Source organism: Streptomyces sp. NPDC058307 (assembly GCF_042880295.1).
Lineage (GTDB): Bacteria > Actinomycetota > Actinomycetes > Streptomycetales > Streptomycetaceae > Streptomyces.
The window spans coordinates 1-20546 of sequence record NZ_JBHVYZ010000025.1 but is presented as its reverse complement, the minus strand read 5'-3'; the positions used below and the strand labels follow the sequence as shown (position 1 = coordinate 20546).

Sequence of the window (20546 nt, the reverse complement as noted above, 5' to 3'; positions counted from 1 at the left end):
CGGCCCCTCGCGGTGGCCGTGTCGTGTCCGCTGTCGGGACCTCCGTGCCGATGCTCGCACCACCCGCGGCCGCCTGACCGCTGCCACGCGATGGCCGACGGATGTCGATCGGCTGTACAGCATGTGCCCGTTCCCGTACGGCTGGTGACCGGGCCTGTCCGGCGGAGCAGAGTAGCCGGACCTGGACGAGGCGGCCACCCGGTGCGCGAGGATGGTGGCCATGAACGCCATCATCTCCGCATCCGAACTCGCGAGCGCCCTGGCGGGCCCGAACCCGCCCGTCCTGCTCGACGTCCGCTGGCAGCTGAGCGTGGCCAAGGCGGCCGGTGAGCCGCCCTTCGACGGCCGGGCCGAGTACGCGGCCGGGCACCTCCCGGGCGCGGTCTACGTCGACCTGGACCGGGAGTTGGCCGGCCCGGCCGGCGCCGGCGGGCGGCATCCGCTGCCCGACCTCGCGGTGTTCGGCGCGGCGATGCGCCGGGCGGGTGTCTCCTCCGGTACGCCGGTCGTCGTGTACGACGGCGGGCAGGGCTGGGCGGCCGCCCGCGCGTGGTGGCTGCTGTCCTGGACAGGTCACCCGGATGTGCGAGTCCTCGACGGCGGGTTGACGTCCTGGCAGGGACCGTTGCAGTCCTCCGTGCCGGGTCCCGCGCTCGCCGAGGGCGACTTCGAGCCGGTGCCCGCGGCGGCCGGGCTGCTCGACGCCGATGCGGCCGCGGCGCTGGCCCGCGCGGGTGTGCTGCTGGACGCGCGCGCGGGGGAGCGGTACCGCGGCGAGGTGGAGCCGATCGACCGCGTCGGCGGCCACATCCCGGGCGCCCGGTCCGCGCCCACCACGGACAACGTCGGCCCGGACGGCCGCTTCCTGCCCGCGGAGGAGCTGAACGCCCGCTTCAAGGCCCTCGGCGCCACCGACGGCACCGAGGTCGGCGTCTACTGCGGTTCTGGCGTCTCCGGCGCCCACGAGGTCCTGGCGCTGGCGGTCGCGGGCATCCCGGCGGCGCTGTACGTCGGTTCCTGGTCGCAGTGGTCCTCGGACCCGGAGCGACCGGTCGCCGTGGGCCCGGATCCCCAGTAGCCCGCCCCTGTCCGGTACGACTGTCCGGTACGACGGAAAGGGGCCGCACTCGACGAGCGCGGCCCCTTCTCCTCGTACGACTGACTGCTCGGCTGACTACTCCTGCTTCTTCCTGCGCGTGCCGAACACGATCTCGTCCCAGCTCGGGACCGCCGCTCTGCGGCCCGGGCGGACACCGTCGGCCTCGGCCTGGCGGTCGGTCGCGCCGATGAGGCGGTCGCGGTGGCTGGCCACCGAACGCGGCATGAGGACGTCCGCGTAGGCGGAACCGGCCGAGGCCGCGGGGGCCGGCGGCTCCTCCACCTCCGGCTCCTCCTCGAGCGCGGGCGGTTCCTCGATGCTCGCCGTCTCGGACGGCCGCTCCGGTACGACCATGTCGCCACGGAAACTCGGTACGGCCTCCAACAGGCTCGTCAGCGAGTCCCGTTCGGCGACGGTCTCCTCGACGGGCTCGGCCGGGGGCAGGCTCGGCCGGTCCAGGGCGCGGTCCAGCGGACGATCGCGCGGCAGCCGAGCGATACGCGGCACGAAGGGAAAGCTGGGCTCCGGCGCGCCGAGGTCCTCGGACTCGCCGATGAGCGAGCGGGCCTCCTCGTCGACGGCCTGGACGAGCCGCCGGGGCGGGTCGTAGGTCCAGCTCGCCGAGTGGGGTTCGCCCGCGACGCAGTAGACCAGCAGAACCTCCCAGGTGCCGTCGTCACGGCGCCACGAGTCCCACTGGACGGTGTCCTTCTCGGCACCGCGCAGCACCAGCCGCTCCTGCACGGCCTCGCCGAGCTGCGGTCCGGCGTTCTCGCCGGGCCGGCGGACCGGGGTCTTGCGGGCCCGTTCGGCCATGAAGGCGCGCTCGGCGAGCACGGGGCCCTCGAAGCGCCGTACACGGTCAACGGGGATGCCTGCGAGCTGGGCTACCTCTTCCGCGGTGGCACCCGCGCGTATACGCGCCTGGATGTCACGGGGACGGAGATGGCTTTCGACCTCGATCTCGATCTGGCCGAGGCGGGGACGGTCGCCGCGCACCGCAGCGCGCAGCCGCTCGTCGATCGGAAGCGTGTACTCCGTTGCGTCGGCAGCCTTCAGCACCAGCCGTGTGCCGTCATTGGAGACGGCCACGACACGCAGTTCGGGCATGGGGACCTCCCGGGTGGTGCCTGCCGACGTCACGTGCGTCGCTGCTTCCGCTAGTCGAGTGTGGCCTGCCCGGGTGCAGCCTGCCACAACCTTGCCGAGTTGCCCGGCGTGTCGGGCACAGGCCCTGGATCGCCGTTATGGCACGGTTACCTATTCGCAACGCTAAGTGACCAACTCCGTCACCCTGTGCAACTGGCCCCCTCCCGACCGCCCTTGAAGGCCACGGACGCCCTGGCGGGAGACCTGACCCAGGGCTCGCAACAGTACTCCATTTGGGCCACGTGCGTGGATTGGCGCGCCACTCAACTTCGTTCAAGAAACCCTGCCCGGCCCTTCGTTGAGTGGTTCCAGTGATCTTGGACGTGGCGTAGTTCACGGAATCACCAGAAACGGAACTATTGCCTTCGTGCATATGTCCGGCGATCGCCCGGCTATGCCCCCAACACCCTGCGCAGATAGTCGTTCTGGAACCGCCGGTCGGGATCGAGGCGGTCCCGGAGCGCGGTGAACTCGCCGAAGCGCGGGTAGACGCGCTCGAAGTACTCGGCGTCGCGCGTGTGCACCTTGCCCCAGTGCGGGCGCCCCTCGTGCGCCGTGAAGATCCGCTCCGCGGCCGTGAAGTACGCCTGGTACGGCGTCCCCTTGACCATGTGGACCGCGATGTACGCGCTGTCGCGGCCCGAGGCGGTGGACAGCGTGATGTCGTCGGCCGGCGCGGTGCGCACCTCCACAGGGAAGCTGACCCTGAGGCCGGAACGCTCGACCATCGTCTTGAGTTCGCGCAGCGTCTCGACGACGGCCTCGCGCGGGACGGCGTACTCCATCTCCACGAACCGCACCCGGCGGGGCGATGTGAAGACCTTGTACGGGATGTCGGTGTACGTCCGCGCGGACAGCGCCTTGCTGGAGATCCGCGCGATCGAGGGGATCGTGCCCGGCGCCGCGCGGCCGACCCACTGGGCCACCTGGAAGACACCGTTGGAGAGGAACTCGTCCTCGAACCAGCCCTGGAGCTGCGGCACCGGCTTCTCCGGACCCGCGCTGCGGTTGTTGCGCTTGGTGGTGGTGGAGCCGGTGTGCGGGAACCAGTAGAACTCGAAGTGCTCGTTCTCGGCCCAGAGTTCGTCGAAGGCGCTGGTGACCTTGTCGAAGCTCATGGGCTCCTCGCGGGCCGTGAGCAGGAAGACCGGCTCGACGGCGAACGTGATCGCCGTGACGATGCCGAGCGCGCCCAGACCGATCCGGGCGGCCGCGAAGACCTCGGGGTTCTCCTTCTCGGAGCAGGTGAGCACCGAGCCGTCGGCCGTGACCAGTTCGAGTCCCCTGATCTGGGCGGCGATCGAGCCCGACTCGCGGCCCGTGCCGTGGGTGCCGGTGCTGGTGGCCCCGGAGACCGTCTGCTCCATGATGTCGCCCATGTTGGTGAGCGACAGGCCCTCACGCGCGAGAGCCACGTTGAGCCTCTTGAGCGGCGTACCGGCCTCCACCGTGACGGTCATGGCGTCCCGGTCAATGTTGCGGATACCGGTCAACAGTTGAGGGCGGATCAACACACCGTCGGTCGCGGCGATGGAGGTGAAGGAGTGCCCGGTGCCCACGGCCTTCACCGTGAGACCGTCCTCGGCGGCCTTCCGCACGGCAGCGGCCAGCTCCTCGACCGAGGCGGGCGTGACCTCCCGCGCGGGACGCGCGGCGACATTGCCGCCCCAGTTACGCCACGTGCCGTTCTTCGCGCTCGCTGCCGTGCTCAACGCTGCCTCCCCGACGTGGAGCCGGCCTCTTGAGCCGGCGGTACCCGAGGAAACCGACCGCGACCGCGACGGCCCCGGACACCGCCGGAACCCCGTACCCGGCGCGCGCACCGGCCGCGTCGATCACCCAGCCGGCCACGGAGGAGCCGAGCGCGACGCCGACCGCGAGCCCGGTACTGATCCAGGTCATTCCCTCGGTCAGTTGCGCGCGTGGTACGTGCTGCTCGATCAGGGACATCGTCGTGATCATCGTGGGAGCGATGGACAGGCCCGCAACGAACAGCGCCACGGCCAGAAACGGCAAGTTCCCGACCAGTAGGAGGGGGATCATACTCACGGCCATGGCGCATATGCCCAGCAGCCAGCGAGGTTCGGGACGTCCCGCGAAGTGCAACAGCCCGAAGACGAGGCCCGCGACACAGGACCCCGCCGCGTAGAGGGCGAGCACCACGCTCGCGGCGGCCTTGTGGCCCTGCTCCTCGGCGAAGGCCACGGTGACCACGTCCACCGCCCCGAAGATCGCCCCGGTCGCCACGAAGGTGGCCACCAGGACCTGCAGGCCCGGTGCGCGCAGGGCCGTACGGCCGCCGTCCTGCTCGCGCGGGTGCGGAGCCGGCTCGGTGGCCCGCTGCATGGTCAGCCAGAACACGCCGACCGCCAGGAAGCAGGCGGCGAGCAGCGGACCCGCCTCCGGGAACCAGGCCGTGGACAGCCCGATGGAGATGATCGGCCCGAAGATGAAGCAGACCTCGTCGACGACGGACTCGAAGGAGTACGCGGTGTGCAGCTGCGGAGTGCCGCGGTACACGGCCGCCCACCGCGCGCGGATCATCGCGCCGAGGCTCGGCACCGAGCCGATGCCGACGGCACACACGAACAGCACCCAGTCCGGCCACTCGAAGTGCGCCGCGAGCAGCATCCCGGCGGACGCCGCCAGCGCGACGAGTGTCGCCGGGCGCAGCACCCGCCGCTGGCCGTGCAGGTCCACCAGCCGGGAGACCTGTGGGCCGATCGCGGCGGCGGCCAGCGCGAGGGTGGCCGACAGCGAGCCCGCGAGCCCGTACCTGCCGGTGAGCTGGGAGATCATCGTGACCACGCCGATGCCCATCATCGACAGCGGCATCCGGCCGACGAAGCCCGCGGCGGAGAAACCCTTGGAGCCGGGGGCGGCGAACAGGGCGCGGTAAGGGCTGGGCACAGTGTCTCCGGTCGGCCGGCGAGCGGCGGCTCGTATGGCGGTAAGGCGCGAATACGCCTCATACAGGTTACGGGTGAGGGGCCCCGGCGCACCCGGCCGGGCGGCCGGGAACCCGGGTGGCCACCCCGCCGTTTCCCGGCTGTCAGTACCGGATGACAGGATCGACCCATGCGAGACGCGCTCGACGCCACCCCCTACGACGCCCTGCTCCTGCTCTCGTTCGGAGGCCCCGAGGGCCCGGACGACGTGGTCCCGTTCCTGGAGAACGTGACGCGCGGGCGCGGCATCCCCAAGGAACGCCTGAAGGAAGTCGGGCAGCACTACTTCCTGTTCGGCGGGGTCAGCCCCATCAACGACCAGAACCGCGCCCTGTTGGACGCCCTGCGCAAGGACTTCGCGGACCACGGCCTGGGCCTGCCGATCTACTGGGGCAACCGCAACTGGGCGCCCTATCTCACGGACACCCTGCGCGAGATGGTCGCCGACGGCCACCGCCGCATCCTGGTCCTCGCCACCAGTGCCTATGCCTCCTACTCGGGCTGCCGCCAGTACCGCGAGAACCTCGCCGAGTCGCTGGCGGCCCTCGAGGCCGAGGGCCTGGAGCTGCCGAAGATCGACAAGCTGCGGCACTACTTCAACCACCCCGGCTTCCTGGAGCCCATGGTCGACGGGGTGATCCAGTCCCTCGCCGAGCTCCCCGAGGACGTCCGCGACGGCGCTCACATCGCCTTCTCGACCCACTCCATCCCGACCGCGTCCGCGGACACCTCCGGTCCGGTCGAGGGCCACGGCGAGGGAGGCGCGTACGTCGCGCAGCACCTGGAGGTCGCCCGGCTGGTCGCGGACGCGGTCCGTGAGCGCACCGGCGTCGACCACCCCTGGCAGCTCGTCTACCAGTCGCGCTCCGGCGCCCCGCACATCCCGTGGCTGGAGCCCGACATCTGCGACCACCTGGAGGAGCGCCACGGGTCCGGCGTCCCGGCCGTGGTGATCGCGCCCATCGGCTTCGTCTCCGACCACATGGAGGTCCTCTACGACCTCGACACGGAGGCGAAGGCCAAGGCGGAGGAGCTCGGTCTGCCGATGCGCCGCTCGGCGACCGTCGGCGACGACCCCCGCTTCGCCGCCGCCGTCCGCGAGCTGGTCCTGGAGCGGGCCGCCGTCGAGCGCGGAGCGGAGGTCACACCCTGCGCCCTCGGCGCGCTCGGGGCCGGCCACAACGTCTGCCCGGTCGGCTGCTGCCCGGCCCGCGCCCCCAAGCCGGCCGCCGCGGGCGTCGACAGCCCGTACGCGTGAGGAGCCCCGTGACCGACCCCCTGCACGCGGAACTGCTGCGGCTGGCACAGGAGGCCGCCCGCCGTGCCGGCACCCTGCTGCGGGACGGCCGCCCGGCCGACCTCGCGGTCGCCAGGACCAAGTCCAGTCCCATCGACGTGGTGACCGAGATGGACATCGCGGCGGAGAAGCTGATCACCGACCTGGTCTCCGAGCACCGCCCGGACGACGGCTTCCTCGGCGAGGAGGGCGCCGCCACCGAGGGCACCAGCGGCGTCCGCTGGGTCATCGACCCGCTCGACGGCACGGTCAACTACCTCTACGGCCTGCCGACTTGGTCCGTCTCCATCGCGGCCGAGCAGGACGGCGAGACCGTCGTCGGAGTCGTCGCGGTCCCGATGCGCGCAGAGACGTACCACGCGGTCCGCGGCGAGGGCGCCTGGGCCACGGGTGCGTGGGAGGGCGAGCGCAGGCTGGCATGCCGCCCGGCGCCGCCCCTGGAGCAGGCTCTGGTGTCGACCGGCTTCAACTACGTCACTGCGGTCCGCACCCACCAGGCCGCGGTGGCCCAGAAGCTGATCCCCCTGCTGCGCGACATCCGCCGTGGCGGCTCGGCGGCGGTCGACCTGTGCGACCTGGCCGCAGGCCGCCTGGACGGCTACTACGAGCGAGGCCTGAACGCCTGGGACTACGGGGCGGGCGACCTCATCGCCCGAGAAGCGGGCGTCCTGACCGGCGGCCGCCCCGGAGAGCGCCCGAACCCCGGCCTCACCGTCGCCGGCACCCCGGGAGTCTTCGAGCCCCTCCAGCAGCTCCTGGAGGACTTCGGCGCCTGGCACGACTGACAGGCGGATTCCGGGCGAACACAAGGTGAACGGGCCCGGGTACCGACGCAGCGGGCCCCCGGCGCTGGATTCGCCGGGGGCCCCTGTCGTGCCGCGAAGCCGATCAGACGCTAGACGCTGACCTCCACACCGTGTTCGGCGGCGAGGCGGCGCAGGTCGTCGAGCTCGCCCTGCTCCACCTCGACGAGGAAGTCGTCGCCCTCGTCGAGAGCCCGCGTCAGATCGGTCTCGGTCGCCCTTATGCGCTGCAGAAGTCCTGCGGTGAATGCGTCCATGCTGCGCCCCCTCGTCCTGGGTCGTGGGTCGGTGGCACGGGGGTGTGCCGTTCGGAAGGGGCGATCACGTCTCTCGCGGGTGCCCAGCGCTGCCCAGCCGGGCGGCGACGGTGCCGGACACCCACGCCCGCTCTGCGGAAGCGGACAGCGCCGTGCCGCATGGTGGTACGGCACATGCAGAGCGTGATCGCGGGGTGTAAAGCCGTCCTCCCCCCGCTCCCTTCGACGGAAACCTCAACCCCGCGAGAAAATCCCGCATTCCCGCTCTCACACCCGTCTTTCAGATGCCCCTCACCCGCCTTACAGCCGACTTATGGCCGAAAAGGGCAGGATGGAGGCCGACACTCAGCGAACTCCTGCCCGCGCGTGCCCGAAGCGCGCTACGCGGGTGGACACAGGAAGGACAAGCGACGTGCGCGTACTCGTCGTCGAGGACGAGCAGCTGCTCGCCGATGCGGTGGCCACCGGACTGCGCCGGGAGGCCATGGCCGTCGACGTCGTGTACGACGGTGCGGCCGCCCTGGAGCGCATCGGCGTCAACGACTACGACGTGGTCGTCCTGGACCGGGACCTCCCCCTGGTCCACGGCGACGACGTGTGCCGCAAGATCGTCGAACTCGGCATGCCGACGCGCGTGCTGATGCTCACGGCCTCCGGTGACGTCAGCGACCGCGTCGAGGGTCTGGAGATCGGTGCCGACGACTACCTCCCCAAGCCCTTCGCGTTCAGCGAGCTGACGGCACGCGTGCGTGCCCTCGGCCGGCGCACGAGCGTGCCGCTGCCGCCGGTCCTGGAGCGCGCCGGGATCAAGCTCGACCCCAACCGCCGCGAGGTCTTCCGCGACGGCAAGGAGGTCCAGCTGGCCCCCAAGGAGTTCGCCGTGCTGGAGGTGCTGATGCGCTCCGAGGGCGCCGTCGTCTCCGCGGAGCAGCTCCTGGAGAAGGCCTGGGACGAGAACACCGACCCGTTCACCAACGTCGTGCGGGTGACCGTCATGACCCTGCGCCGCAAGCTGGGTGAACCCGCAGTGATCGTCACCGTCCCCGGCTCCGGCTACCGGATCTGATAGCCCGTGGCCTCGACTCCCGCTCCTCCCCAGGCCCCTCCGAAGCCCACATGGGACCCCAGGCGACCGGCGCCGCCGTTGCCATGGCTGCGTCCGACCATCCGCATAAGGCTCACCCTGCTGTACGGCGGCATGTTCCTGATCGCCGGCATTCTGCTGCTGTCGATCATCTACCTGGTCGCCGCCCAGGCACTGAACGTGGGTAGCCGGCTGCCCTTCACGATCACTGTGGGCAAGGTCGCCAGCGACACCTGCAACCTGCCCACGGACGTCCCGGCCGACGTCATGAACAAGGCCCTGGAAAGCTGCGTCAACGCCCAGCGCCAGCACGCCCTGGACGACCTCCTCAGCCGCTCGCTGCTGGCCCTGCTCGGTCTGGCGATCATCGCCTTCGCCTTCGGCTATGCCATGGCGGGACGCGTCCTGTCGCCCCTCGGCCGGATCCTGCGCACCGCACGCGCGGTGGCCGGCTCCGACCTGTCCCGCCGGATCGAGCTGGACGGCCCGGACGACGAGATCAAGGAACTGGCCGACACCTTCGACGACATGCTGGAGCGGCTGGAACGGGCCTTCACGGCCCAGCAGCGCTTCGTCGGCAACGCCTCGCACGAACTGCGGACCCCGCTGGCGATCAACCGCACGCTCCTGGAGGTGCACCTGTCGGATCCCGGGGCACCGGTGGAGCTGCAACAGCTGGGCAAGACGCTGCTGGCCACCAACGAGCGCAGTGAACAGCTCGTGGAGGGTCTGCTGCTGCTCGCCCGCAGCGACAACCAGATCGTCGAACGCAAGCCCGTGGACCTCGCCGAGGTCGCCGAGCAGGCGGTCGACCAGGTGTACGGCGAGGCGGAGGCCAAGGGTGTGGCGATCCGCGGTGAGCAGAAGTCGGCGGTCGTCCAGGGCAACGGCGTCCTGCTGGAGCGCATCGCCCTGAACCTGGTGCAGAACGCGGTGCGCTACAACGTGCCCGAGGGCGGCTGGGTCGAGGTGACCACGGAGGTCCAGCACGGGCACGCGGTGCTCACGGTGTCCAACACGGGCCCCGTCGTGCCGGCGTACGAGGTCGACAATCTCTTCGAGCCCTTCAAGCGGCTGCGCGGCGCCGACCGCACCGGCAGCGACAAGGGCGTCGGTCTGGGCCTGTCCATCGTGCGGTCCGTGGCGCGGGCGCACGGCGGGCACATCACGGCTCAGCCGCGCGAAGGAGGTGGGCTGGTGATGCGAGTCACCCTGCCTGTCTGAGACCATGGCCCCCGCACCGAGATCGAGACACAGGGATGTTCGCTTTGCGCGGAATTTTCTGGGCACCTGGAGGACTGCCCCCTGTGTGATCGATCACAAGGGAGAATTTCCGGTCATCCACTCTCCGTGATCATGCACCCTGTCGGAAAGCCGGGATAATCCGGGTTTTCAGGGGTCCTGATCACGGGAAGTACACGGTGAGACGCCTTTGAAGTGCGGGATTCGGACCGTGTACGGTCCCGATCGCCATCCAACCCGATCACTCAAGAGGGGTCCGGTTGGGTGTCGATTGAGTAACAGACCTTGATGTGAGGCAAAATCTCCGCCTCGGGTCGGGCACAAGTCCGGCCTCTCACGCGTTACGTGCGCTGGAGACACCGCAGACACCCAGAGGGGGAGAGCGACATGGCAACGGATTACGACACCCCGCGCAAGACCGACGACGACGTCGACTCGGACAGCCTTGAAGAGCTCAAGGCGCGCAGGAACGACAAGTCGACTTCCGCAGTGGACGTCGACGAGTTCGAGGCCGCCGAAGGCCTGGAACTGCCCGGAGCGGACCTCTCGAACGAAGAGCTGGCCGTCCGGGTACTGCCCAAGCAGCAGGACGAGTTCACTTGCATGAGCTGCTTCCTGGTGCACCACCGCAGCCAGCTGGCCCGGGAGAAGAACGGCCAGCCGATCTGCCGCGACTGCGACTGAGGGCGGGTCGGGCATGACTGGCTCGACCCCTCCTTGGAAGCGCCGCTCTCCCCGGGGAGCGGGGCAGGGGCCGTCCGACGGCCCCCACCACGCGCGTGACGACGAGCGGGGCTCTTCCGGTCCGGGAGCCTCGCTCGAACCGGTGGCCGACCGGGCCGACCTCCCGGCGCCCACCGATTCGACCAGGACGCCCGCGCCCGTCGCGCGACGACGGGTGTCGGCGATCCGGGACAGGGCCCGGGAAGGGGCCCGCAAGGGCGGCAGCCGGGCCAGGGCGGGCCTGGCGTACCTCACGGACCGCATCATCGAGAACGCCCCGCGTATCCCCGTACGGGACCTCGCGACCCTCCGCCGTCAGTTCCCCGGCCTTGGACCCGAGGAGATCGCGGACAAGCTTGTCGCGGGCGCCGCGAGCGCCACGGCCACCGTCGGAGCGGGGATCGGCGCGGCGGCGATGCTCCCCGTCCCGCCCGCGATGCCGACCGAACTGGCCGCCGAGATCACCGGCGTCGCCGTCATCGAGTTGAAGCTGATCGCCGAACTCCACGAGGTCTACGGCGCACGGCCGCCCGGGAACCTCAAGGAGCGCAGCACCGCGTATCTGAACTCCTGGTCGGGAGAGCGCGGGATCGACGTGAAGAAGCCGTCGACGGTGAGCGACGCGCTCAACGGCCCGATGAAGCAGCAGCTGCGGCAGCAGATCATGAAGCGGATGATCCGCGACCTGCCGAACCTCATGCCGTTCCTGGTCGGCGCGGCCGTCGGGGCGGTCATGAACCGCAGGGACACCAGAAAGCTCGCCGAGCGGATCCGCAAGGACCTGCGCAAGGTCCGGGTGCCCTGGGACGAACTCCCCGCACTGCCGGCCCTGGAGATCCCGGCCGACCCGCTGGAGCTGGAGAAGTAAGACTTCCGTGAGAAGCCAGGGCCTCACCGTCCGTACGGACGGGTGAGGCCCTGCACGAACGTGCTAGGCGGCGGCCTTGCGGGCCGCCTTCAGCGCCTCGGCCAGCCGTTCCGGCTCGCGCGTCGACAGGTACAGATACGGCGTCGGGTCGTCCGGATCGGTGACCTCCACCTTCAGCGCCCCGGGAATGTAGGAGCGCAGCAGCAGAAAGGCCCGGGTGTCGGCCTTGTAGGTCCGCCAGGCCCGGGCCTCCTCCGGGTCCAGGACCTCCGCCTCGCCCAGCGCCGACACTGGGATCTTCGCCTCGCCCGCGATCAGGGAGCCCCCCACGACACGGATGCGCAGCGAGCCGTAGGAGCTGGCGCAGACCGCCGCCGCGGCGGTGCCGCCGACCAGGCCGCCGAGCAGCGGAAGCGTCCCGAAGGGAAGCAGGATCAGCGCGAAGGCGACCCCGACCAGCAAGGAGATCAGCCACCAGGAGCGGGGGGCGGTGAGGCGTTCGTCGTACGGGACGGCGGAGGGCTGCATGGAACCAAGCTTGGCACGGTGTCCGGGTACGGCCGATGGCAGGGGGAGTCGGCGCGAAGCGCCGTCAGGCAGCGTGGCGGTGGGAGACGGGCGGGCGGGTAAGGTCTGCGCCTGTGAGTGGTACTTCCCCGGCTCTCGAGCCTCCCGCCGACGCGGCGCGACCGGTGCGCCACCCGGACGCTCCCGCGCCCGGTGAGCTGCTCGGTGCGCACTACGGCCAGTGTTTCGGCTGTGGTGGCGAGCAGCCGCACGGGCTGCACCTGGAGGCGCGGGCCGGCGAGGGCGTCTCGGTCACCGCCGAGTTCACCGTGCGCCCCGCCCATCAGGGCGCCCCGGGACTCGCGCACGGCGGTGTGCTCGCGACCGCCCTCGACGAGACCCTGGGCTCGCTCAACTGGCTGCTGCGCACGATCGCCGTGACCGGACGCCTGGAGACCGACTTCGTACGGCCGGTGCCGGTCGGCACGGTGCTGTACCTGGAGGCCGAGGTGACCGCGGTGGCCCGGCGGAAGATCTACTCGACGGCCACCGGCCGGATCGGCGGCCCCGAGGGGCCCGTCGCGGTCCGCGCCGACGCCCTGTTCGTCGAGGTCGAGGTCGACCACTTCATCGACAACGGCCGCCCGGAGGAGATCCGGGCCGCCATGGCCGACCCGGACCAGGTCCGGCGTGCCCGTGCCTTCGAGGTGAACCCGTGAGCCGTGAGCCCCTGAACGTGCTGATCCGGCGCGTCGACCCCGACGTACCGCTTCCGTCGTACGCGCACCCCGATGACGCGGGGGCCGATCTGCGGACCACCGAGAGCCGTGAACTGAAGCCGGGGGAGCGGGCCGTACTGCCCACGGGGGTGTCTGTGGCGCTGCCGGAGGGGTACGCGGCCTTCGTGCACCCACGATCCGGTCTCGCCGCCCGCTGCGGTGTCGCTCTCGTGAATGCCCCGGGGACGGTTGATGCCGGGTACCGTGGGGAGATCAAGGTGATCGTGGTGAACCTCGACCCGCACGAGTCGGTGCGGTTCGAGCGTTTCGACCGGATTGCTCAACTCGTCGTCCAGCAGGTCGAGAGGGTCCGCTTCCAGGAGGTCGCGGAGCTTCCCGGCTCGGCGCGGGCCGAGGGGGGCTTCGGGTCCACCGGCGGTCACGCCGCCGTGGGCGACGGGGGCGATACAAGCGATGCGGCCGCCGTGGGCGGCACAACGGGTGGGAATCGATACGCTTCGGTCGTATCCGACCGGGAAGGACAGTGACGTGTTCGGACGTCGCAAGAAGAAGGGTGCCGCCGAGGACGCGGCCGGCGAGGCCGAGCAGGTCGTCGACAGTGTCGACACTGAGGCGGACGACGTAGAGCGCGAGCGCGTACGGCTGGAGCCGGAGCCACGCCCCGACGGACCCTGGGACGACACCGAGGTCCGCGACCCCGCCGAGGGCCGTGTGGACCTGGGCGGTCTGTTCGTACCGGGTGTCGACGGCATGGAGCTGCGGGTCGAGGTCGCGGGCGACGCGATCGTCGCGGCCACCGTCGTGCTGCGCGACAGCGCCATCCAGCTCCAGGCCTTCGCCGCTCCCAAGCGCGAGGGCATCTGGGGCGAGGTGCGCGAGGAGATCGGCTCCGGCATCACCCAGCAGGGCGGCATCGTCGACGAGGTCGAGGGTCCGCTGGGCTGGGAGCTGCGGGCCCAGGTGCCGGTGCAGCTGCCGGACGGCACGAGCGGCTTCCAGGTCGTGCGGTTCGTGGGTGTGGACGGACCGCGCTGGTTCCTGCGCGGGGTGATCTCGGGACAGGGCGCGGTGCAGCCGCAGGCGGCCGGGCTTCTGGAGCAGATCTTCCGGGACACGGTCGTGGTCCGCGGCGAGGGCCCGATGGCGCCGCGCGACCCGATCGTCCTCAAGCTGCCGAACGACGCCCAGATGGTCCCCGAGGGTGTCCAGCAGCAGGACGAGGGGTCCCGCTTCTCCGGCGGCATGGGCCAGCTCCAGCGCGGACCGGAGATCACCGAGGTCCGGTAGCCGTACGACGTCGAGGGCCGTATCCCGTGAGGGGTGCGGCCCTTTTTCGTGCGTTCTCGTGCGCGGGACCTTGACGGCGGATTGGTCTGTACCTACCTTCTCGGCTCAACGCGTCTGTTCATAAAGGCGCTTCACGTTCACATACGAGAACGGAAGGCCCTCCACGTATGCGCAGAACCGCCCTCCTGGCCGCTGTCGCGGCCCTCGCCGCCGGCGCTCTCGCCGTGCCCGCCGACGCCGCGCCCGCCACCTTCGTCCATCCCGGAGTCACCGTCTCCCAGGGGCAGTTGGACTTCACCCGCAGCAAGGTGAACGCTGGCGCCCAGCCCTGGAAGGGCGCCTTCGACGCGATGCTGGCGAGCAGGTACGCCGACCTGAACCGCACACCCAAGCCGCGCGCGGTCGTCGAGTGCGGGTCGTACTCGAACCCCAACTACGGCTGCACCGACGAGCGCGAGGACGCGATCGCCGCCTACACCGACGCCCTCGCCTGGTACATCACCCGGGACGAGCGGTACGCCAGGAAGGCCATCCAGCTCATGGACGCCTGGTCGGCGGTGATCACCGACCACACCAACAGCAACGCGCCCCTGCAGACCGGCTGGGCCGGCTCCTCGTGGCCCCGGGCCGCCGAGATCATCAAGTACACGTACAACGGGAGTTGGGCGAACTCCGGGCGCTTCGCGACCATGCTGCGCACCGTCTATCTGCCCGAGGTCATCAACGGCTCGAACTCCAACGGCAACTGGGAGCTGTCGATGACGGAGGCGGCCGTCGGCATCTCGGTCTTCCTCGAGGACAAGACGTCGTACGACAAGGCCATGGCGAAGTTCCGCACCCGTACCGCGGCCTATGTCTACCTCGCCTCCGACGGTGAGCTGCCGAAGACCGTGCCGAGCCAGAACCTCGACACCCGGGACAAGGTCGTCGGTTACTGGCAGGGGCAGTCCACCTTCGTCACCGGGCTCACCCAGGAGACCTGCCGGGACCTCACACACACCGGGTACGGCATCTCCGCGATCTCGCACGTCGCCGAGACGAGCCGGATCCAGGGGCAGGACCTGTATGGCACGGACGTGGGCGAGCGGTTGCGGCAGGCGCTGGGGTTCCAGGCCAAGTACGAGCTGGGGGCGGCCGTGCCGAGCTGGCTGTGCGGCGGGTCGCTGAAGCTCGGGCTCGGGCCGGTGACCGAGGTCGGGTACAACGCGCTGCACAACAGGCTTGGCATGGGCATGACTAACACGCAGACGCTGACCGAGCGGAACCGTCCGGCGGGCAGCAACAACCTCTTCGTGGCCTGGGAGACTCTCACCCACGGGGACAACCCGAACTGAGACCGTTGAAGGCCGGGCGCCGGACGGTGGTAGTGGCGCCCGGCTTCACGGTTCACGGGGTTTCACGGGTTCACGGGTTCACGGGTTCACGGGTTCACGGGTTCACGGGTTCACGGGGGAGGATGTACGACTCGGGCGGTCACCACGCTCCTCAACATCGTCTGCGGGCTCGACCGCCCGACCGGGGGCGGGTCGTACTCGACGGGTGGACGTCGCCGGGCCGGACGAGGACGGACTGCCGGCGCTGCGCCGGGCTCAACCCGATCCTCACCCCGGGTTGCTGCCGGCCCTGGTCCGCCTCGCGGACCACGCGAAGCGGCGGCCCGGTGGGCTCTCCGGGGGCCGGCAGCAACGTGTCGCCATCGCCCGCGCGCCCTCGCCGGCAACCCCGCCCTCCTCGGCGCCGACGAGCCGACCGGCCGACTGGACGCGGAAACCTGCTGGACCTGGCGGACCAGGTGCCGCAACTGGGGGACGGGGGAGATCTTGGGGCGCTGAGCGCGCTCCGTCGGTTCGGCGCCCTCCGGCCTCCTGAGGGCCGCGTCAGGGTTGCGTCAAGGACGGCGCGCAGGTCGGCCCCGGCCCCGGTTGCCGGGAATGTTGGCCGTAAGGTCGACGCTGCGTAGGCAGTGTCGGCGGGAAGACAATGGACCCATGGGACGCGGCAGGCTTCGGATCTATCTCGGTGCGGCACCGGGCGTCGGCAAGACGTACGCGATGCTGTCCGAGGCGCACCGCAGGATCGAGCGGGGTACCGACTGTGTCGTGGGCTTCGTGGAGCATCACGGGCGGCCGCGCACCGAGGTGATGCTGCACGGGCTGGAAGCGACTCCGCGCAGGGAGATCGGGTACCGGGACTCCGTCTTCACCGAGATGGATGTCGACGCCGTCCTGCGCAGGGCCCCCGCCGTCGCCCTGGTGGACGAACTCGCCCACACCAACATCCCGGGCTCGCGCAACGCCAAGCGGTGGCAGGACGTGGAGGAGCTGCTCGCGGCCGGGATCGACGTGGTCTCGACCGTGAACATCCAGCATCTGGAGTCGCTCGGTGACGTCGTCGAGTCGATCACCGGAGTGCGGCAGCAGGAGACCGTGCCCGACGAGTTCGTACGCCGGGCCGACCAGATCGAGCTTGTCGACATGTCGCCCCAGGCGCTCAGGCGTCGCATGGCGCACGGCAACATCTATCAGCCGGACAAGGTCGACGCGGCGCTCTCCAACTACTTCCGGCCGGGCAATCTGACCGCCCTGCGGGAGCTCGCGCTGCTGTGGGTGGCCGACCGGGTCGACGAGTACCTCAAGCAGTACCGCAACGATCACCGGGTCTCGAAGATCTGGGGATCCAGGGAGCGGATCGTCGTCGGGCTGACCGGCGGGCCGGAGGGGCGGACGCTGATCAGGCGGGCCGCGCGGCTGGCCGAGAAGGGGGCCGGCGGTGAGGTGCTCGCCGTCTACATAGCCCGCAGCGACGGTCTGACCTCCGCCTCGCCCAAGGAACTCGCCGTCCAGAGGACCCTCGTCGAGGATCTTGGAGGAACCTTTCACCATGTCGTCGGCGACGACATACCGGCCGCACTGCTCGACTTCGCGCGCGGGGTCAACGCCACCCAGATCGTCCTCGGTTCCTCCCGCCGCAAAGCCTGGCAGTACGTCTTCGGACCCGGCGTCGGCGCGACCGTGGCCCGCGAGTCCGGGCCCGACCTGGACGTGCACATCGTCACCCACGACGAGGTCGCCAAGGGGCGCGGACTGCCCGTCGCCCGCAGCGCCCGGCTGGGGCGGGCCCGGATCCTGTGGGGCTGGCTGGTCGGTCTGACCGGCCCGGCGGTCCTGACGATCCTCCTCACCACCGTGGACCTCGGCCTCGCCAACGACATGCTGCTCTTCCTGGCGGTCGTGGTCGCGGCGGCCCTGCTCGGCGGACTCTTCCCCGCGCTCGCGTCGGCCGCGGTCGGCTCGCTGCTGCTCAACTACTTCTACACACCGCCCCTGCACCGCTGGACCATCGCCGACCCGAAGAACATCGTCGCCATCGTGATCTTCGTGGGCGTCGGCATCTCGGTGGCCTCCGTCGTCGACCTCGCGGCCAGGAGGACCCACCAGGCCGCCCGGCTGCGCGCCGAGTCGGAGATCCTGTCCTTCCTCGCCGGCAACGTGCTGCGTGGCGAGACCCGCCTGGAGGAGCTCCTGGAGCGCGTCCGGGAGACCTTCGGCATGGAGTCGGCGGCCCTGCTGGAACGGGCGAGTGACGTCGAGCCGTGGACCTGCGCGGGCCGGGCGGGACTGGGGCCCCCCGTGGAGCGGCCGGAGGACGCCGACGTCGACATGCCGGTGGGGGACCACATGGCGCTCGCGCTCACCGGCCGGGTGCTGCCCGCCGAGGACCGCCGGGTGCTCGCCGCCTTCGCCGCCCAGGCCGCCGTCGCCCTGGACCGCCGCAGGCTCCAGGAGGAGGCCGACCAGGCCCGCACCCTGGCCGAGGGCAACCGCATCCGTACGGCGCTGCTGGCGGCCGTGTCGCACGATCTGCGAACCCCGCTCGCCGGCATCAAGGCGGCCGTCTCATCGCTCAGGTCCGACGACGTGGCGTGGTCCGAGGAGGACCAGGCGGAGCTCCTGGAGGGCATCGAGGAGGGCGCCGACCGGCTGGACCACCTCGTGGGCAACCTGCTCGACATGTCCCGTCTGCAGACCGGCACGGTCACCGCGATCATCCGGGAGATCGACCTCGACGAGGTGGTGCCGATGGCGCTCGGCGGGGTGCCCGACGGAAGCGTGGAGCTGGACGTGCCGGAGACCCTGCCGATGGTCGCCGTCGACCCGGGGCTGCTGGAGCGGTCGGTGGCCAACCTCGTCGAGAACGCAGTCAAGTACAGCCCGCCCGGCCACCCCGTCCGGGTCTCCGCCAGCGCCATGGCCGACCGGGTCGAGGTACGGGTCGTGGATCGCGGCCCCGGCGTCCCCGACGAGGCCAAGGAGCGCATCTTCGCGCCCTTCCAGCGCTACGGCGACGCCCCGCGCGGTGCCGGGGTGGGGCTCGGGCTCGCGGTGGCCCGGGGTTTCGCGGAGGCCATGAACGGCACCCTCAACGCCGAGGACACCCCCGGGGGCGGCCTCACCATGGTGCTGACGCTCCGCGCGGCGGACGCGCACCCGGAACTCCTCGTGGCCCCCTTCGCAGAGGCCCCCTTCACAGAGGCAGCGGCGGAAACAGCGGCAGCAGCAGCGGCGGGAACAGCGGCAGAAACCGAAAGGCAGGCCACATGACCAGAGTGCTGGTCATCGACGACGAGCCGCAGATCGTGCGCGCCCTCGTGATCAACCTCAGGGCGCGCAAGTACGAGGTCGACGCGGCGCACGACGGCGCAACCGCGCTCCGGCTCGCCGCCGCCCGCCACCCCGACGTGGTCGTCCTCGACCTGGGCCTGCCCGACATGGACGGCGTCGAGGTGATCAGGGGGCTGCGCGGCTGGACCCGGGTGCCGATCCTCGTGCTGTCCGCCCGGCACTCCTCCGACGAGAAGGTCGAGGCGCTGGACGCGGGCGCCGACGACTACGTCACCAAGCCCTTCGGCATGGACGAGCTGCTGGCCCGCCTCAGGGCCGCGGTGCGCCGCGCCGAGCCCACCGGGGGCGGCGAGGACGACGTCCTGGTGGAGACCGACGAGTTCACCGTCGACCTGGCCGCCAAGAAGGTCCAGAAGCACGGCAGAGACGTACGTCTCACCCCCACCGAGTGGCATCTGCTGGAGGTACTGGTCCGCAACACCGGCCGGCTCGTCAGCCAGAAGCAGCTCCTCCAGGAGGTCTGGGGGCCGTCGTACGGGACGGAGACGAACTACCTGCGGGTCTACATGGCCCAGCTGCGGCGGAAGTTGGAGGCGGACCCCTCGCATCCCAAGCACTTCGTCACGGAACCGGGCATGGGATACCGGTTCGAACCCTAGTGCTGCGGGTGCAACGCTGTCGGCACACCCCGGTACGCTTTCGGATATGAGTGCTGTTCCGCGTTCCGAGAAGCCGGTGGGCCGGTTCCGGCGCATGCTCGACCGGCTCTCCTCGTCGCAGGAGGACCTGGAGTCCGAGGAGCTGCGGGAGGACACCGAGACCGCAGGCTGCACTCGGATAGGCGACTGCCACGACCGCCAGATCGTGACCGTTACTGGTACCTTGCGCACGGTCACCCTGCGTCCGCGCGCGGGCGTTCCGGCCCTGGAGGCCGAGCTGTTCGACGGCTCCGCCGCCCTGGACGTGGTGTGGCTCGGACGGCGGTCCATCGTCGGGATAGAACCGGGGCGCAAGCTGATCGCCTCCGGGCGGATCTCGATGAGCCGGGGCCGCCGGGTGCTGTTCAATCCGAAATACGAACTCCGACCCGTGGGACGGGAGTAGCCGGTGACGTCTCTCGACAAGCCGACCGAAGACACTCAGGCCGACGACGCGCGGGCGGTGACCGAGGCCGCCCTGTTCGAGGCGTTCGGCGGCGTCCGGGGCATGGTCGAGACGGTCCTGCCGGGCCTTCTCTTCGTCACGATCTTCACCATCAACAAGGACCTGCACCTGTCGGCGATCGCCGCGCTCGCGGTGTCGCTGCTGCTGGTCGTGGTCCGTCTGGTCATGCGGGACACCGTCAAGCACGCCTTCAGCGGTGTCTTCGGCGTCGCCTTCGGTGTCGTCTTCGCGATGATGACGGGCAACGCCAAGAACTTCTATCTGCCGGGCATGCTGTACACGCTGGGCCTGGCCCTGGCGTACATCATCACCACGCTCGCGGGTGTGCCGCTGATGGGTCTCATCCTCGGCCCGGTCTTCAAGGAGAACCTCTCCTGGCGGACCCGCAACCCCGGCCGCAAGAAGGCGTACGCCAAGGCCAGTTATGCCTGGGGCGGCATCCTGCTCGCCAAGTGCGCGATCCTCTTCCCGCTGTACTGGTGGGCCGACACCGCGCAGCTCGGCTGGGTCCTGGTCGCCCTGAAGATCCCGCCCTTCCTGCTCGCCGTATGGCTCACCTGGGTCTTCCTCGCCAAGGCGCCGGCTCCGATCGACGTGTTCGCGGAGATGGAGGCCGAGGAGAAGGCCGAGGAGGAGCGCAAGGCGGCACAGGCCGCGGAGCGTGGGGACACGGAGGCCGCGGGCGGACGGCACCGGCGCGAGGCGTAGAACCCGGTCTGCCCGCACTTCTTCTACGACGGCGGTGGGCGCCCTGCG

General features: G+C 70.7%; 20 protein-coding genes and 1 pseudogene. 16 read left to right on the top strand and 5 right to left on the bottom strand.

Annotation, left to right across the window (positions count from 1 at the left end; genetic code table 11):
- Window positions 1-220 precede the first annotated feature (220 nt).
- On the top strand, window positions 221-1078 hold the full coding sequence (locus ACFVYN_RS19445; RefSeq protein ID WP_389999940.1) for a sulfurtransferase: 858 nt from the start codon (window positions 221-223) through the stop codon (window positions 1076-1078).
- 96 nt (window positions 1079-1174) lie between these two features.
- On the opposite strand, the gene sepH is transcribed toward ACFVYN_RS19445, so the two are convergent.
- The 3 genes from sepH to ACFVYN_RS19430 all read right to left on the bottom strand — a co-directional run bounded on the left by sepH (window position 1175) and on the right by ACFVYN_RS19430 (window position 5158).
- Window positions 1175-2209: a septation protein SepH gene (gene sepH / locus ACFVYN_RS19440; RefSeq protein ID WP_389999938.1), complete on the bottom strand. Its 1035-nt coding sequence runs from the start codon at window positions 2207-2209 to the stop codon at window positions 1175-1177.
- A 431-nt stretch (window positions 2210-2640) separates the two neighbouring features.
- Window positions 2641-3960, bottom strand: a complete 1320-nt coding sequence (locus ACFVYN_RS19435; RefSeq protein ID WP_389999935.1) for a D-arabinono-1,4-lactone oxidase — start codon at window positions 3958-3960, stop codon at window positions 2641-2643.
- On the bottom strand, window positions 3920-5158 hold the full coding sequence (locus tag ACFVYN_RS19430; protein WP_389999932.1) for an MFS transporter: 1239 nt from the start codon (window positions 5156-5158) through the stop codon (window positions 3920-3922). Before ACFVYN_RS19430 ends, ACFVYN_RS19435 begins: the two co-directional genes overlap by 41 nt.
- Before the next feature lie 168 nt (window positions 5159-5326).
- Between ACFVYN_RS19430 and ACFVYN_RS19425 the strand changes: the two genes are divergently transcribed.
- On the top strand, window positions 5327-6454 hold the full coding sequence (locus ACFVYN_RS19425; RefSeq protein WP_389999929.1) for a ferrochelatase: 1128 nt from the start codon (window positions 5327-5329) through the stop codon (window positions 6452-6454).
- Window positions 6455-6462: 8 nt separating this feature from the next.
- The gene (locus ACFVYN_RS19420; protein ID WP_389999926.1) at window positions 6463-7278 is read left to right on the top strand and encodes an inositol monophosphatase family protein; all 816 of its coding nucleotides are present in this window, start codon (window positions 6463-6465) and stop codon (window positions 7276-7278) included.
- A 110-nt stretch (window positions 7279-7388) separates the two neighbouring features.
- On the opposite strand, the gene ACFVYN_RS19415 is transcribed toward ACFVYN_RS19420, so the two are convergent.
- Window positions 7389-7553: a hypothetical protein gene (locus ACFVYN_RS19415; protein WP_352382260.1), complete on the bottom strand. Its 165-nt coding sequence runs from the start codon at window positions 7551-7553 to the stop codon at window positions 7389-7391.
- Window positions 7554-7965: 412 nt separating this feature from the next.
- Here ACFVYN_RS19415 and ACFVYN_RS19410 point away from each other — a divergent pair, with 412 nt between their 5' ends.
- From ACFVYN_RS19410 to ACFVYN_RS19395, 4 genes are all read left to right on the top strand, one after another.
- The gene (locus ACFVYN_RS19410) at window positions 7966-8619 is read left to right on the top strand and encodes a response regulator transcription factor (RefSeq protein WP_030605557.1); all 654 of its coding nucleotides are present in this window, start codon (window positions 7966-7968) and stop codon (window positions 8617-8619) included.
- A 6-nt stretch (window positions 8620-8625) separates the two neighbouring features.
- Complete coding sequence (locus tag ACFVYN_RS19405) at window positions 8626-9861, top strand: sensor histidine kinase (protein ID WP_389999921.1); 1236 nt, start codon at window positions 8626-8628, stop codon at window positions 9859-9861.
- Window positions 9862-10266: 405 nt separating this feature from the next.
- Window positions 10267-10563 (top strand): DUF4193 domain-containing protein, encoded by a 297-nt coding sequence (locus ACFVYN_RS19400; protein WP_005481602.1) that lies wholly within the window; start codon window positions 10267-10269, stop codon window positions 10561-10563.
- A 13-nt stretch (window positions 10564-10576) separates the two neighbouring features.
- A complete protein-coding gene (locus ACFVYN_RS19395; protein ID WP_389999918.1) occupies window positions 10577-11470 on the top strand; it encodes a hypothetical protein in 894 nt (297 codons plus the stop codon).
- Window positions 11471-11533: 63 nt separating this feature from the next.
- On the opposite strand, the gene ACFVYN_RS19390 is transcribed toward ACFVYN_RS19395, so the two are convergent.
- A complete protein-coding gene (locus ACFVYN_RS19390; protein ID WP_389999915.1) occupies window positions 11534-11998 on the bottom strand; it encodes a DUF3093 domain-containing protein in 465 nt (154 codons plus the stop codon).
- Window positions 11999-12111: 113 nt separating this feature from the next.
- Here ACFVYN_RS19390 and ACFVYN_RS19385 point away from each other — a divergent pair, with 113 nt between their 5' ends.
- The 9 genes and pseudogenes from ACFVYN_RS19385 to ACFVYN_RS19345 all read left to right on the top strand — a co-directional run bounded on the left by ACFVYN_RS19385 (window position 12112) and on the right by ACFVYN_RS19345 (window position 20498).
- Complete coding sequence (locus ACFVYN_RS19385; protein ID WP_389999912.1) at window positions 12112-12696, top strand: PaaI family thioesterase; 585 nt, start codon at window positions 12112-12114, stop codon at window positions 12694-12696.
- Window positions 12693-13244 (top strand): dUTP diphosphatase, encoded by a 552-nt coding sequence (gene dut, locus ACFVYN_RS19380; protein ID WP_389999909.1) that lies wholly within the window; start codon window positions 12693-12695, stop codon window positions 13242-13244. The genes ACFVYN_RS19385 and dut overlap by 4 nt, the downstream gene beginning before the upstream one ends.
- 1 nt (window position 13245) lies before the next feature.
- A complete protein-coding gene (locus tag ACFVYN_RS19375; RefSeq protein ID WP_389999906.1) occupies window positions 13246-14004 on the top strand; it encodes a DUF3710 domain-containing protein in 759 nt (252 codons plus the stop codon).
- A gap of 167 nt (window positions 14005-14171) precedes the next feature.
- Window positions 14172-15338, top strand: a complete 1167-nt coding sequence (locus tag ACFVYN_RS19370) for an alginate lyase family protein (RefSeq protein WP_389999904.1) — start codon at window positions 14172-14174, stop codon at window positions 15336-15338.
- A gap of 141 nt (window positions 15339-15479) precedes the next feature.
- A pseudogene (locus ACFVYN_RS19365) lies at window positions 15480-15776 on the top strand (ATP-binding cassette domain-containing protein); the annotation flags it as partial.
- A 216-nt stretch (window positions 15777-15992) separates the two neighbouring features.
- Window positions 15993-18605, top strand: coding sequence for an ATP-binding protein (locus ACFVYN_RS19360; RefSeq protein WP_389999901.1), 2613 nt, complete (start codon window positions 15993-15995; stop codon window positions 18603-18605).
- Window positions 18602-19285: a response regulator gene (locus ACFVYN_RS19355; RefSeq protein WP_389999898.1), complete on the top strand. Its 684-nt coding sequence runs from the start codon at window positions 18602-18604 to the stop codon at window positions 19283-19285. The genes ACFVYN_RS19360 and ACFVYN_RS19355 overlap by 4 nt, the downstream gene beginning before the upstream one ends.
- Window positions 19286-19331: 46 nt before the next feature.
- A complete protein-coding gene (locus ACFVYN_RS19350; RefSeq protein WP_037710883.1) occupies window positions 19332-19730 on the top strand; it encodes an OB-fold nucleic acid binding domain-containing protein in 399 nt (132 codons plus the stop codon).
- A gap of 3 nt (window positions 19731-19733) precedes the next feature.
- Window positions 19734-20498: a DUF3159 domain-containing protein gene (locus ACFVYN_RS19345; RefSeq protein WP_389999895.1), complete on the top strand. Its 765-nt coding sequence runs from the start codon at window positions 19734-19736 to the stop codon at window positions 20496-20498.
- Window positions 20499-20546 lie beyond the last annotated feature (48 nt).

Excerpts from the sequence above, each read along its gene's own strand:
- ACFVYN_RS19415 (WP_352382260.1), bottom strand. The coding sequence starts at position 7,553 with ATGGACGCATTCACCGCAGGACTTCTGCAGCGCATAAGGGCGACCGAG.
- ACFVYN_RS19445 (WP_389999940.1), top strand. The coding sequence starts at position 221 with ATGAACGCCATCATCTCCGCATCCGAACTCGCGAGCGCCCTGGCGGGC.
- sepH (WP_389999938.1), bottom strand. The coding sequence starts at position 2,209 with ATGCCCGAACTGCGTGTCGTGGCCGTCTCCAATGACGGCACACGGCTG.
- ACFVYN_RS19360 (WP_389999901.1), top strand. The coding sequence starts at position 15,993 with ATGGGACGCGGCAGGCTTCGGATCTATCTCGGTGCGGCACCGGGCGTC.
- ACFVYN_RS19395 (WP_389999918.1), top strand. The coding sequence starts at position 10,577 with ATGACTGGCTCGACCCCTCCTTGGAAGCGCCGCTCTCCCCGGGGAGCG.
- ACFVYN_RS19355 (WP_389999898.1), top strand. The coding sequence starts at position 18,602 with ATGACCAGAGTGCTGGTCATCGACGACGAGCCGCAGATCGTGCGCGCC.
- ACFVYN_RS19350 (WP_037710883.1), top strand. The coding sequence starts at position 19,332 with ATGAGTGCTGTTCCGCGTTCCGAGAAGCCGGTGGGCCGGTTCCGGCGC.
- ACFVYN_RS19390 (WP_389999915.1), bottom strand. The coding sequence starts at position 11,998 with ATGCAGCCCTCCGCCGTCCCGTACGACGAACGCCTCACCGCCCCCCGC.
- ACFVYN_RS19370 (WP_389999904.1), top strand. The coding sequence starts at position 14,172 with ATGCGCAGAACCGCCCTCCTGGCCGCTGTCGCGGCCCTCGCCGCCGGC.
- ACFVYN_RS19400 (WP_005481602.1), top strand. The coding sequence starts at position 10,267 with ATGGCAACGGATTACGACACCCCGCGCAAGACCGACGACGACGTCGAC.
- ACFVYN_RS19425 (WP_389999929.1), top strand. The coding sequence starts at position 5,327 with ATGCGAGACGCGCTCGACGCCACCCCCTACGACGCCCTGCTCCTGCTC.